This window comes from Myxococcus xanthus (assembly GCF_013116825.1).
Lineage (GTDB): Bacteria > Myxococcota > Myxococcia > Myxococcales > Myxococcaceae > Myxococcus > Myxococcus xanthus_B.
The window spans coordinates 21,748-35,148 of record NZ_JABFNS010000051.1 but is presented as its reverse complement, the minus strand read 5'-3'; the positions used below and the strand labels follow the sequence as shown (position 1 = coordinate 35,148).

The window sequence follows — 13,401 nt, the reverse complement described above, 5'->3', positions numbered from 1 at the left end:
CATTTCGAAGACTTCGCGCTGGAACGGACCTTGCTGAAGCAGGCGTCCGAGCATGCGACCCACGTCTTCGCTGACATGGCTGTCCTTCATCACCGGCGCGACCGTCATGGCGTCGGAGATGGCGGCGTCACGCCTGATGGCACCCTACTTCGGCAGCAGTACGCCCGTGTGGGCCGCGCTCATCTCCCTGGTCCTGGGTGGGCTCGCGTTGGGCGCGCATCTGGGAGGCCGCGTGGCGGACCGCTCGGGTCGCCTGACACCGCTGCTGAGCGCCCTCTGCCTCTCCGCGCTCGCCCTGGCCATGTTGCCCTTCCTCGCGCGGGCGCTGCTGCCTGGCGCCACGGCCGCGGTGCTGGGGGGACGCCCCATGGAGGGGCTGGGCCGCGTGGCATTGCTGATGGTGGTGGCGATGCCGCCCCTGCTGGTCCTGGGCGCGGTGGGGCCGTACGTGCTGCGCGTGGGGCTGGCGGGAGTGGAGTCAGCGGGCGCGCACGCCGGACGGCTGTCCTCCGCCTCCACGGTGGGCAGCATCACCGGAACACTGCTGGCGGCCTTCGTCGTGCTGCCGCTGCTGGGCACCGCGCGCACCATGGCGCTCTTCGCGGCGGTGCTGGGGCTCACGGCCTCCTGGCACCTGGGGTGGCGGTGGCGGCTGCCCGCCGTGGGCGTGCCCATGGTGGCGCTGGCCCTGGGCGCCCACGCCCTGCCCCGCGCCCCCAAGGCCGTGGACGTGGCCGAGTCCCCCTATGCCTTCATCCAGGTGGTGAAGGACGACCACGGCACCCGCTCGCTCGTCTTCGATGAGGGCTACGCGGTGCAGAGCGTCCACCGGCCTGGCCTGCCTGTGCGCGGAGAAGTCTTCGGGCACTACCTGCTGGTCCCCGCCATGGCCCAGACAGCGCCACGAGCGCCCCGGGTGCTGGTCCTCGGCCTGGGTGCGGGCACGAGCGCCAGGGGCCTGCGGGAGACGTACCCCGGCGTGGAGGTGGTGGGCGTGGAGCTGGACGCGGAGGTGGTGCGGCTGGGCCGTGCGCACTTCGACCTGCCCTCCGAGGTGGAAGTCCATGTCGGAGACGCGCGCGCCTTCCTCGCGAGCGACACCCGCCAGTACGACGTCATCCTGGTCGACGCGTTCCGCTTCCCCTACGTCCCCTTCCACCTGACGACGCGCGAGTTCGCCGCCGCCGTGGCCGCGCGCCTGAAGCCCGGTGGCGTGGCCTGCTTCAACGTGGGGCGCTACGCGCAGGAGCGCGCAGTGGTGGAGGCCGTGGGCGCCACGCTGGCCACCGTCTTCCCGGAGGTCCGGGCCGCCGACGCGCGCAACCACAGCAACACGCTGCTCTTCGCCGGGGCCCCCGGGCTCGCGGAGCGGCTCGCGGCACGCACCGCGTCGCTCCCCACATCGCTGCGCCCGCTGGCGGAGCGCGTGGCCGGAGAGCTGAAGCCGGTGCCCGCGGGCGAGCCGCTGACGGACGACCGGGCCCCGGTGGAGTTGCTCACGGACGCCATCCTCCTGCGGGCCCTCTCGAGTGGGGAGAAGCTCCAATGAAGCGCCTGCCCGCGATGCCGGAGTTCCTCGCGCCGCTGCCCCTGCTCGCGGTGGCGCTGATGGCGGTGAATGACCGCTGGCTCAAGCCCACCTTCCACAACGCCCTCACCGGCAAGCTGTCCGACGTCGCCATCTGCTTCTTCCTGCCGCTCTACATGTCCGCGCTGCTGGCGCTGGTGACGCGCTGGCCCAGGGCGCGCAGGGTGGCCGTGGGCGCGGCCTTCACCGCGTGCCTCTACACCGCGCTCAAGGTCTCCCAGCCCGCGGCGGACCTCTTCTGTGAGCTGCTGCGGCCCCTGGGCGTGCCGCTCGGCATCCGGAGCTTCCGAGCCTGGGCCGACCCCACCGACCTCGTCACGTTGCCGCTTGTCTGGGCGGCGGTGCACTACAGCCGCGCCGCCGCCCGTGAACCGTCGTCCCTCCCCACCTCACCCTCCACTGGAGTCAGCACGTGAAAGTCATCCTGATGAACCTCGCGGCCACGGCCGCGCTCGCCACCACGGCGGTGCTGCTCGTCGCGGACTCGGGAGAGAAAGGCTGCCACCAGCCCGCCCAGAGCGTCACCTTCGACGTGGGCCACAACACGTGCGGAGCGCCGGGCATCCTCATGGTGAGCACCCCGCAAGACACCTGCCGCCTCGACGTGGAGGTAGAGGAACGAACGGGCCTGCCCATGACGGGGGACGTCTACGACGGCAGCGTGGACCTCCGCCAGGGCGACAACTGGTACCTGGCGGACATGAACGTCCCCATCATCGTGGGCGCGGATGGTGGGACTCTGCCTGGCGATGCGGGCACCGGAACAGCGGTCGAGGTCAACCGCGCGTGCGAAGTCCTGCGCGAAGGCGAGGTCCTCCGGCTGAAGTGCACCGCGCGCAGGGCGGACCTCGCCAACGAGCCGGTGAGCGCCTGCGAGGCCGTGCTCACCCCGCGCTGAGGCCCCCGGCGGCCAGCACGCCCACGCAGCCGCCACCCAGCACCAACCACGCGGAATTGACGCGATAGCGGATGAGCAGCACGGCGGCCACGACCGCCAGCGCCACCGGCAACGGACTCACCAGCACGACCCGCCCCAACTGCCACGTCACCACCGCCATCAGCGCGAGCGACGCCACGTTGACGCCGTCCAGGAAGGCGCCGGCGACCCATGAGCGGCGCAGCCGTGGCACCAGCGGCCCACTCAGCGCCACGAAGACGAAGGCGGGCAGGAAGATGCCCACCGTGGCCACCACCGCGCCGGATGGGCCGCCCATCACGTAGCCGATGAAGGTGGCCGTGGTGAACACGGGCCCTGGCGTCACCTGCCCCACCGCCACGGCGTCCAGCAACTGGGCTTCGGTCAGCCAACCGTAGCGCTCCACCAACCCGGTGCGGAGGAAGGCCAGCAGCACGTAGCCGCTGCCGTACAGCACAGAGCCCACCTTGACGAAGAAGAGGAAGAGGCCCTGCAGGGTGAACGGCGCGGCGGCCGTGGCGGTGGTGGCCCCCAAGGACAGCAACGGCCACAGGGGCGCCATCCCCGCCCGAGGCGCGCCAGGCCGTTGTCGCGCCATGCCGCGCCACGCGAGCACGGCGAGCCCCGACAGGAGCAGCAGGAGCAACTCATTGACGCCCATGAAAGCCGCCGCCACGGCAGCCGCTCCCACGCAGGCGGCCAGCGGTGTCCGCACGACGGTGCGCAGCAGCCCCCAGAGCGCCTGGGCCACCACGGCGATGATGACGGCCTTCACGCCGTGCAACACGGCGTCCACCTTCGGCAGCGCGCCGAATCGCGTGTACGCCCAGGCGATGGCCGCGACCATGAAGAAGGCGGGGAGGATGAAGCACGCGCCCGCCACCAGCAGGCCGGGCCAGCCCGCGCGCCGATGGCCGATGTGGATGGCCAGCTCCGTGGAGTTGGGCCCCGGAATCAGGTTCGTGGCGCCGAGCAGGTCCACGAACTCCTCGCGCGACAGCCAGCCGCGGCGGCGCACCACCTCGTCCTCCATCATCGCGATGTGAGCCGCCGGTCCGCCGAAGGCGAACGTCCCCAGCCGGAGGAACAACCCCGCCAGCTCCCGCAGCGCGGCGGCGCGGTCCACCGGCGAAGCGGGAGACGAAGGAAGACCACCTTGCGGGGACGAGGAGGGACTCATGGGAATCGAGTGTCCCACGCCGCGCTTCCGGCGACCGCGCCCAAGACAGGCGCGGCCGCCACACCGGACTCAGGCGGGAACCGCGTCCGGCTGCCGGTCGGCCTGGGCGGCCTGGAAGGCGGGCAGCGCCTGGCACTCGGCCTCGATGCGCAGCAGCGTGGGGTACGGCGACAGGTCCACGCCGAAGCGGCGCGCACCGTAGAGCTGCGGCACCAGGCACACGTCCGCGAGCGACACCGCGTCCCCGACGCAGAAGCGCCCCATCGTGGACTGCACCGCCGCCTCCAGGGCCTCCAGGCCCCGCGTGTTCCAGTGGGCCGACCACGCCTTGTCGTCCGCGTTCAGCGACTGCTTGACGTGCTGCATCACGGACAGGTTCTGCAGGGGCTGGATGCCGGAGTTCACCATCTCCGCCAGCATCCGGGCCTTCGCCCGGAGGAACGCGTCAGCGGGCAGCAGCGCGGGCGCCGGGAAGCGCTCGTCCAGGTACTCCAGCACCGGCAGCGACTGGGACAACCGGCGCACCGTGCCATCCGCCTCCGTCCACTCCAGCGTGGGCAGCGTGCGCATGGGATTGACCGCCCGGTACGCGGCGCTGTTCTGCTCGCCGCCGTCCTTCACCAGGTGCACCGGCACGTACTCGAACTCCAGCCCCTTCAGGTGCAGGCCGATGCGCACCCGCCAGGACGCGGACGAGCGCCAGTAGCTGTAGAGCCGAAGCCCCTTCATGGAACCTTCACCACCTTCTGCGAGATGCGGCCGAACACGCTGCGGCCCTCGGCGTCCATCATCTCGATGTCGATGGTGTCTCCCGGCTTCATGAAGGGCGTCTTGGGCGCGCCCTGCTCAATCGTCTCAATCATCCGGCGCTCGGCGAGGCAGGAGATGCCGCGCTCGCGGTCCGCGTTGGACACGGTGCCGCTGCCCAGGATGGTGCCCGCCGTGTAGCTGCGCGTCTTGCACAGGTGCTGGATGAGGTCGAAGAAGGAGAAGTGCATCTCCGGACCCGCGTCCGTGTCGCCCACCTGCTGCCCGTTGAGCACCGAGCGCAGCCGCAGGTGGATGCGCCCGTCGCGCCAGGCCGCGCCCAGCTCGTCCGGCGTCACCGCGAAGGGGCTGAAGGCCGTGGCCGGCTTGCTCTGGAAGAAGCCGAAGCCCTTGGCCAGCTCGTTGGGGATGAGGTTGCGCAGGGACACGTCATTGGCCAGCATCAGCAGCTTGACGTGCGGCGCCGCGTTCTCCGCCTTCGTGCCCTGGGGCGTGTCGCCCAGGATGGCGCAGACCTCGCCTTCGAAATCCAGGCCCCAGGCCTCGTCGGCCAGGGGGATGTCGGCGGTGGGCGCCAGGAAGTCCCCAGAGCCCCCCTGGTACACCAGCGGGTCCGTCTTCAACGTCTCCGGGGGCTCGGCGCCGCGCGCCTTGCGCACCAGGATGACGTGGTTGAGGTACGCGCTGCCGTCCACCCACTCGTAGGCGCGCGGCAGGGGCGCGTGCAGGGCGCTGACGTCCAGCGGGCGGCTCTGCACCGTGCCCGCCTCCAACTGGGCATCCAGCGCGCGCAGCTGGGGTTCCTTCGTCTCCCAGTCGTCCAGCGCGGCTTGCAGCGTGAGCGCCACGTTAGTGGCCAGCGCATAGGCCGAGTTGTCCCGCTTGACGACAATGAGGCGGCCGTCACGGGTTCCGTCCTTGAGCGTCGCGAGCTTCAATGCCGGGCTCCCCGGCGGCCTCTGAGGAAAATAGCCGGGCCGCCTCGTGTGTCCGGGCTTTTCCGACGGAGATTCCGGGGTGTCAAGCAAGACGGACACGCGCCGCCGGAGAAAAGCGAACGGCAGACACGTCGCGAAAAAAAGAGCGCACGGGCGGAACCGGCCGCCCGTGCGCTCCTCGCTGCTTCAGTCACTCACGCCCGGAGCGGATTCACGACCTCGGGGCAGTGCCAGTACGTGTACTCGCAGGCCTCCTGCTCGGCGTCGCAGGGCACCTGGATGATGGTGATGGCCTCGCACGGATGGCGTGGAGCCTTGCCCTGGCCTCCACCCCTCGTGCGGCCTTCGTCAGGGACCGCGCCCTGGGTCTCCAGCGCGTCCTTCGCGCCTGGAGGTGGCGTCACCCCCGCCGGATGGACGGGAGCGGATGCGCCCTTCGCCGGGCCTCCCCGGCCCTTTCGAGAAGTCCCGCGCGAGTCCTGACGCGACTCCTGCGTGGACGCCACCGGCGGCGCCGACACCACCGGCAGCAGGCCCGGGGCGGCGCCCAGCACCGCGCCCAGGACGTACAACTTCGTGTTCATGAAACCCCCTTGCCGGATGCAGCCGCCGGCGCGCCCCTTCGGCGCGCCGGTACCGGAGCAGCGGCAGGGACGTCAGTACCAGGTGGGTCTGACATTCCCTGCCCTTCCGGACAGGGCCGGGAAGGCGCCGCCAGGGCGCCCCATCCGCCCCCCCGCTCTAGACGTGTCACCGCCTGCGGCTAGGATGGCGCGCCCGTCCGGAGCCCGTCACCGTCATGCCATTCCAGATCACCGTTCACTCGCAGGACCGCATCCTCGAGGTTGTCTATCCCCCACAAGTCACGACCGCGGACCTGGCCGAGTACCTGGCCGACGTGAAGAAGGCCATCAACGACCTGGCCGGTGAGTGGTCCGCCCTGGTGGACCAGTCCCAGCTCCGGGTCATGCCCAGCGACGTGGTGACGGCCATGGCCAGCCTCAACGCCTTCGCCCAGCTCCACGGCATGAAGCGCTCCGCCCGGGTCGTCAGTGACGCCCCCTCCGGACTCCAGGCCTGGCGGATGACGAAGCGCGCCATGCTGAGCATCCCCACCCGCACCTTCGAGACGCGGGGGGAAGCCCTCCAGTGGCTGCGCGACCCCGACGCGGACTGAGGCGCGCGCGGACTGTCCGCCTACCAACAGCAGGAACGTCTTTTTTCACATATATTGCGGCGGCCCACCCCCCGACGGGGTCGGGCCTCACATCTCCCGTAGGAGTGGTTGTCTCATGCGTATCCCCCGGACCGACGCCCGCAGGAAGCTGCTCGGCGCGCTGTTGTGTACCTTCTCCGTCGCGGCCTGTGGACCGGCTCCGGAGGGCGAGCCCGCTGGCAGCGGCTCCACCGAGCAGCCCGTCGTCTATGGCAACGACGACCGGATGGACGTGTACGCGCACCCCGACGCCACCCTGCGGCAGTACGCCATGCAGGCCAGCGCCGTCATGGTCGACCCGTTCGAGATTGACGACTCAGACCCCAACAACGTCGTCTTCACCAGCCTCACGCTGGGCGAGTATGGCAACCTCTGCCCGGGCCAGCGCTTCATCGACGACCCGTCGCCCGGCTTCTGCTCGGGCACGCTCATCGACGATGACCTCCTGCTGACCGCCGGCCACTGCGTGGAATCCGCGGCCGACTGCAGGGACTTCAAGTGGGCCTTCAACTTCTACCGGCCCGACGCGAACTCGGTGCAGACCATGACCACGCAGGACATCTTCAGCTGCAAGGAGATTGTCGTGCGGCGGGATAACACCTCCGGCGGCCGCACGCTGGACTACGCCATCATCCGCCTGGACCGTCCGGCGGCGCCGCGCTTCACGCCCGCGCCCATCCGCCCGGGCAACGCCGCCATGACGACGGGCGCCAACGTGGCCGTCATCGGCTCGGGCAGCGGCATCCCGCTCAAGATTGACTCGGGCGGCATCGTCCGCAATGGCCGCGCCAGCCCCCTGGACTACTTCACCGCCACCACCGACACCTTCGGCGGCAACTCCGGCTCGGCCGTCTACGACATGTCCAGCCACACCATCGCCGGCATCCTGGTGCGCGGCGAAGCGGACTACGTCGTTCAGGGCAGCTGCTACGTCGTGAACGAGTGCAGCCAGAACGGCACGGACTGCGACGGCGAGGAAATCACCTACGTCCGCCCGGCCATCGAGGCGTTCTGCGCCGCCAACACCAGCGTCCGGCTGTGCAACACCACGCCGCCGCCGCCGACGTCCTTCGACTTCACGGCCAGCAACACCCAGAACGCCACCGTGAACACCACTCGCCACACGGTGGAGCTCACCGCCGGCCAGAGCCTCACCGTGGGCACCTGCGGCCTGACGGGCGCCAGCGCCACCGGTGACACGTGGCTGCGCGTCAATGGCCCCAGCGGCATCGAGGTCGCCTCCAACGATGACGGCTGCGCCACGGGCCGCGGCTCCAACGTGACCTTCACGGCCGGCGCGGCTGGGAACTACGAAATCATCGCGGGCTGCTACGGCAACACCAGCTGCAGCGGCACGGTGGCGTGGACCATTGGCACGGCGACGCCGCCGGCCACCTCCGGCACGTTCAACTACAGCTCGGTCAACTCCGACAGCGCGCGGCAGAACACCACCAACGAGAATGTCACCCTCGCGGCCGGCCAGCGCCTCTCCTTCGGCACCTGCAACGTGACGGGCGCCTCCGGCACGGGTGACTCGTTCATCCGCCTGTACAACGCCGCCGGCACGCAGGTGAAGTTCAACGACGACGGCGCCGGCTGCGGCTCGCTGTCGCACGCCACCTACACGGTGCCGGCGGGCGCGGGCGGCACGTATCAGATCCGCGCGGGCTGCTACGGCAACACCAGCTGCAGCGGCACGGTGGGCTGGACCGTCCAGTAGTCACGTTCCACCACGAGGTGGGCACCGCGGGGCGCGTCACTCTTCACGGAGTGGCCGCCCCGCTGTCGCATCTGGCCACCCGCTCGCGGTTGAAGCACGTCCCTTCAAAGCGTTAAAATCCACACATTCGGCCGTTCGGTCCCGGAGCGTGCGTGGTCCTGAGGATTCGACCCGAACAGATGGCGTGCCTCGACACCTCGGTACGCGGTGCCTACGTGAGCAGCGTCGTGCGCTTCCTTAGGACGCAGCTCCCCCAGGAGAGCGCGGACCTGAAGGAGCAGGAGCTGCGCGCGCGGGCCGAGCGCGGCATCGACGCCGCGGCCCGACATGGCATCACCGCGCGATGGGACGTGGCCCGCTTCATCGCCTGTCAGCTCTGTCTGGGCGAGCACTTCGACACGGACCCGGCCCATGCCTGGCCCCAGGCCGTGCTCGCGCGGCCGTACCTCACGCCTTCCCGGAAGATGGACTGGATTGAGCGCCATTACCTGCGGCCCCGCCGCGGGCGCTCCCCCACCGTGCCCTGACCAATGCCCTACCTCCCCCTGCGCTGCGACTGGACGCACTTCGCTCCTTCCCAGGAGACGCTCGCCGTCACCTACGACCCGCCGGATGAAGGACGGCTCGTCTCCGTCCAGTTGGAGGTGCGCGACTACGCGGATGCCCTCGTGTACCGCTCGGACGCGCTCGATTGCCGTGGCGGCCCGGCGGCCATCACCTGGTCGGGCGCGCTGAACGTGGGCAATGACGCCGTCCAGGAACCCTTCGCCACGCCGCTGAGAGCGCCCTACGCGCTCCGGGTCGAAGCCGTCATCGAAGCGGATGAACGCGAGGACCTGCGCCAGCCCGAGGACCTGCCCAACACCGAGCTGGGCAGCGTGGCGCCCTGCGAGGCCCGGCGCGACGAATCACTCCCGGAGGAAGAAGCGAGGGAGCTGCCGCCCCCGCCCCCCACCACCGCGCGGGTCAACGTCCTCTACCATTCGGTGGAGGTCGTCCGCGGCCCCTGGCTGGCCACCGGCGAGGTGTTCGTCCGGGGCACCGCCGCCAGCATCTGCCACAAGCTCAACCAGCTCGGGTACTACGCCGGCCCTCCGGCACGCGCGGCGGCCACCACGGACCTGCTGGACAAGGCCAAGGAGCGCTTCCGTCGCAACCACGGCGACCTGCGAATCATCGCCACGCCCACGAACGACGAATTCGAGAACGCGCTGGACGGCGCGCTGGGGCACGCCCATGGCGCACGGCCGACGCTGGTCGACGACCAGAGCAACCCTGTCCCGGAAGGCACCGCGATTCCCGGAGGGAATGGAGCGCCGCTGCGGGTCTACGTGGAGGCCGTGGGCTTCGACGAGGACCTCGCCAACCAGACCGACGAGTTCATGCAGCAGATTCCTCCCGACCGGGGCAACGCCGCCATCAACTGGAGCGCGCTGCACAACAAGACGAGGAGCGAGGCCGGCAAGCTCAACCGCCCGCTCGTGCCGCTCGAAGCGGTCATCTACCTCAAGGGCCATGATGGAAGCCGCGTCGCCGCCCCCCAGGCCGTGGGCGCGGTGCGAGTGGACTGGTCCGCGCTCGAGCCGGGCGAGGACGTGTCACACCTGCCCTTGAATCACGGCCTGCACTTGGGAACCCGGGCCTACGTCAACCGCGTCTTCGGCAGCGACTTCGTCGACCTCGCGGGTGACGGTGGCACGAACTGCCCTGTGGACTACGGCGGCATCCGCACCAAGGACGGCAACTTCCGCAACCCCTTCTGGCGGGAGCCCCAGTCCTATGCCCCGTACGCAGCGCCCACGGAGGACGCCAGGGCCAGGAAGCTCTGGGTCCCCGCCTTCACGGACGGCGCCGCGCATCCGAACCGCGTGGGCCGCGCAGGCATCTACCTCCAGCCGTCACTGATTGCCGGCGACCGATACCAGGTGCGCGCGCGGCTCAGCTACGCGGGCCGCGGCAATGCCATGCAGCTCGAGGCCGCCAACCCCGTCTGCCAGTACGAGACGAAGCCCATCGTCGTCTGGCGCCGGGTGGAGGTCTTCGGCATCGTGGGCTGGCCGCTGCGCAACCACGGGAACCTGCCGCAGAAGTGCCGGGACCGCTATGCGGAGGCCTACCTGGAGGTCGACTTCTCCCACACGCAGTACCGGCGCATCTCCCAGGTCATCAACGACACGGACTACTCGGACTGGTTCACCCACATCCGGACGCACATCAAGCCGTCCGTCGCCAGCGTCGTCGGCCTGTTGGACACCACGCATGTGCATGACGCCAGCCCCGTCGTGCGGCTCAACCCTGGCGCGGAGCTCAGCGACAATCAGAAGATCAACATCTGGTTCTTCGTCAGCGACATGTTCAACGAGCTGGTCAGCACGGCGAACGTCCCCAGCGCCGGCGGCTTCCTGCTCTCGCGCATCTCAGACAGACTCCGCACTGGGGATGCGCCCTGCGGCGGCATCGTCATGCTCGAATACAAGCTGTCGGACGACATCGTGGACGCGCTCGAGACGTCGGAGGTCGGAGAGGTGCCCACGACCTCCAACGGCAACGGCGACCTGCTGGGCATCATCGACCAGAGCGTGGATGCGAACCCCGACTTCGTCTTCACCCACGAGGTGGGCCACTGCTTCTGGTTGACCCACCACGAGGCCTCCTCGGGCGTGGTGCCCCAGCACCACGACCCGCTCGACCACAACTGCATGATGAGCTACCCCGACTGGGAGCAGAAGCGGCCGCAATACCCGCACCACGCGCCGGCCCGCTTCGACCCGCACTTCTGCGGCAAGTGCAACCTCAAGCTGCGGGGCTGGGACATCACCCACGATGACATCCTGGCGCTCGACCCGCCCGCGCCGGTCGACCAGCTCAGCACCCTCTTCTATTACGACCGCGCGGACCCCGGGCTGCAGTGGAACGTCGAGCTGGGGCACGTGAGCGACGCCTTCGCCCTGGCCTCACGGGGTCCGTTCCGTGAGCGCTTCTTCGACCGGGACGCGAACTTCGACACCTGGGTGGACCAGCTCGGCGACTGCGACATCTACCACCACGTCACCCACGGGAACGTGCGCTGCTCGAAGCACGCCGTGCGCCTCGCGTCCATGGACATGGCCTATCCCCGCTACCCGACGTGGTGCAGAAACGACCCGTCCAAGGTGCAGAGTCTGGCGAACCGGGAGGAGGAGCTCTGCGTGGAGACCGGCTTCGACCCGGTCGCGCTCACCCAGTGGGCGAAGGAGTCACTCATCATGCCGAAGCTGGGCTGGAGCCTCTTGAGCCCCGACCACACGCTGAGAAGCGTCATCCAGTGGACCGTGGACGACAACGACAGCAGCCGCGACGTCGAGTTCACCTACGAGGCCATCGAGCGGGCCTTCAAGCGCGGCAAGAAGCCGCCCCGGATGCTCGCCTTCTTCAGCTCGTGCCTGATTGGCTGGGAGCACCACTTCGCCCGGCTCTTCATCGACCACGGCACGCCCTATGTCATCGCCTTCCGCAGCCGCTACCAGACCTCCCAGGCCCTGCCCTTCAGCCAGGAGTTCTACCGCATCCTGGCCCTGAGCAAGCTCGAGCCCCAATTCATCCACCGCGCGTTCCAGACCGCGGCGACGGGCAACCCCCACGCCGAGCCCTGCCTGTTCACGAAGAACAACATCGTCCGCTGCGTCGCGAAGACCAAGGCGGGCGAGGCGGAGTTCCATGACGTCAAGTGGGACTCCAAGGAGTTCTACGAGCCGCGCTTCCCCACGCAATGACGCATGGTCCTCAAGCGAGCACCACCCCACCCTTGACAGTCCCGAGCCCCAGGTCTAACGCAAGGCGCCATGAGCACTCCCCAGTTCCCGCCCTCTCCGACGCGCGCCATCAGCAGTGACGGCCCCTTCCGAGCCCTGCTGCTGGAGAACATCCACCCGTCCGCGGGGGAGATGCTGGCCGCCGAGGGCTTCCAGGTGGAGCGCGTCTCGTCCGCCCTCAAGCCGGACGAGCTGGCGGAGCGGCTGAAGGGGGTGCACCTGCTGGGCATCCGCAGCAAGACGACGGTGCCGCTCGCGGCGCTGGCGCACGCGGAGAACCTGCTGGCCATCGGGGCCTTCTGCATCGGCACCAACCAGGTGGACCTGACGTCCGCCAACACGCACGGCATCCCCGTCTTCAACGCGCCCTTCAGCAACACGCGCAGCGTGGCGGAGATGGTGATTGCGGAAGTCATCGTCCTGACGCGGCAGCTCTTCGAGCGCAGCCGGGAGGTCCACGCGGGCCAGTGGCGCAAGGTGGCCACCGGCAGCCATGAGGTGCGCGGCAAGACGCTGGGCATCATCGGCTATGGCCACATCGGCTCGCAGCTGGGCGTCATCGCCGAGGCGCTGGGCATGCGCGTCCTCTACTTCGACGTGATGACCAAGCTGCCGCTGGGCAACGCGCAGCCAGCCGTCACCCTGGAGGAGCTGCTCGGCGCTTCCGACTTCGTCACCCTCCACGTGCCCGCGCTGCCCACCACGCACATGATGATGGGCGCCGAGCAGATTGCCCAGATGAAGAAGGGCGCCTGCCTCATCAACGCCAGCCGAGGCACGGTGGTGGACATCGACGCGCTGGCGCGGGCGCTCCAGTCCCAGCACCTGGGCGGCGCCGCGGTGGACGTCTACCCGGAGGAGCCGGAGAGCAACTCGGACGGCTTCGTCACCGCGCTCCAGGGCCTGCCCAACGTGGTCCTCACGCCGCACATCGGCGGGTCCACGGAAGAGGCGCAGGCCTCCATCGGCAAGGAGGTGGCCACCAGCCTGCTGAAGTACTTCAAGGCGGGCGCCAGCACGGGCGCGGTCAACTTCCCGAACATCGAGGCGCCGCTCATCCCGGGCACGCACCGCATCCTCAACGTGCACCGCAACATCCCGGGCGTGCTGCGCGACATCAACCGCATCGTCTCCGACCTCAACGCCAACATCCACGCCCAGGTGCTCAGCACGGACGCCAACATCGGCTACCTGCTGATGGACCTGGACCAGGACGTGTCCACCCCGGTGTGCGAGGCCATCGCCGGGCTGGAGACGGACATCAAGACGCGCATCCTGTCCTGA

12 protein-coding genes are annotated in these 13,401 nt (G+C 69.7%); 8 read left to right on the top strand and 4 right to left on the bottom strand.

The genetic code is table 11. The annotated features are described in order from the left end of the window. Positions 1 to 52: 52 nt before the first annotated feature. From HNV26_RS17005 to HNV26_RS16995, 3 genes are read left to right on the top strand one after another with little or no spacing between them, the layout of a single operon-like run. Positions 53 to 1,549 (top strand): fused MFS/spermidine synthase, encoded by a 1,497-nt coding sequence (locus tag HNV26_RS17005; RefSeq protein ID WP_171440079.1) that lies wholly within the window; start codon positions 53 to 55, stop codon positions 1,547 to 1,549. Then, complete coding sequence (locus HNV26_RS17000) at positions 1,546 to 2,004, top strand: hypothetical protein (RefSeq protein WP_171440078.1); 459 nt, start codon at positions 1,546 to 1,548, stop codon at positions 2,002 to 2,004. The genes HNV26_RS17005 and HNV26_RS17000 overlap by 4 nt, the downstream gene beginning before the upstream one ends. Next, positions 2,001 to 2,486 (top strand): hypothetical protein, encoded by a 486-nt coding sequence (locus HNV26_RS16995; RefSeq protein ID WP_171440077.1) that lies wholly within the window; start codon positions 2,001 to 2,003, stop codon positions 2,484 to 2,486. Before HNV26_RS17000 ends, HNV26_RS16995 begins: the two co-directional genes overlap by 4 nt. Here the strand turns inward: HNV26_RS16995 and chrA are convergent. The 4 genes from chrA to HNV26_RS16975 form a co-directional block, all read right to left on the bottom strand. Beyond that, on the bottom strand, positions 2,473 to 3,684 hold the full coding sequence (chrA, locus tag HNV26_RS16990) for a chromate efflux transporter (RefSeq protein WP_171440076.1): 1,212 nt from the start codon (positions 3,682 to 3,684) through the stop codon (positions 2,473 to 2,475). The genes HNV26_RS16995 and chrA overlap by 14 nt on opposite strands. 69 nt (positions 3,685 to 3,753) lie before the next feature. Next, positions 3,754 to 4,413: a maleylacetoacetate isomerase gene (gene maiA, locus HNV26_RS16985; protein WP_171440075.1), complete on the bottom strand. Its 660-nt coding sequence runs from the start codon at positions 4,411 to 4,413 to the stop codon at positions 3,754 to 3,756. Continuing rightward, complete coding sequence (locus tag HNV26_RS16980) at positions 4,410 to 5,390, bottom strand: fumarylacetoacetate hydrolase family protein (RefSeq protein ID WP_171440074.1); 981 nt, start codon at positions 5,388 to 5,390, stop codon at positions 4,410 to 4,412. Before HNV26_RS16980 ends, maiA begins: the two co-directional genes overlap by 4 nt. Positions 5,391 to 5,584: 194 nt before the next feature. Continuing rightward, positions 5,585 to 5,974, bottom strand: coding sequence for a hypothetical protein (locus HNV26_RS16975; protein WP_171440073.1), 390 nt, complete (start codon positions 5,972 to 5,974; stop codon positions 5,585 to 5,587). Positions 5,975 to 6,189: 215 nt separating this feature from the next. Between HNV26_RS16975 and HNV26_RS16970 the strand changes: the two genes are divergently transcribed. From HNV26_RS16970 to serA, 5 genes are all read left to right on the top strand, one after another. Continuing rightward, complete coding sequence (locus HNV26_RS16970; protein ID WP_011556283.1) at positions 6,190 to 6,567, top strand: SpoIIAA family protein; 378 nt, start codon at positions 6,190 to 6,192, stop codon at positions 6,565 to 6,567. A gap of 115 nt (positions 6,568 to 6,682) precedes the next feature. Continuing rightward, positions 6,683 to 8,326, top strand: coding sequence for a serine protease (locus HNV26_RS16965; RefSeq protein ID WP_171440072.1), 1,644 nt, complete (start codon positions 6,683 to 6,685; stop codon positions 8,324 to 8,326). A 227-nt stretch (positions 8,327 to 8,553) separates the two neighbouring features. Then, a complete protein-coding gene (locus HNV26_RS16960; protein ID WP_366816884.1) occupies positions 8,554 to 8,853 on the top strand; it encodes a hypothetical protein in 300 nt (99 codons plus the stop codon). 3 nt (positions 8,854 to 8,856) lie between these two features. After that, positions 8,857 to 12,078, top strand: a complete 3,222-nt coding sequence (locus HNV26_RS16955; protein ID WP_171440070.1) for a hypothetical protein — start codon at positions 8,857 to 8,859, stop codon at positions 12,076 to 12,078. A gap of 69 nt (positions 12,079 to 12,147) precedes the next feature. Further along, entirely contained in the window at positions 12,148 to 13,401 is a 1,254-nt protein-coding gene (serA, locus tag HNV26_RS16950) for a phosphoglycerate dehydrogenase (protein ID WP_171440069.1), read from the top strand.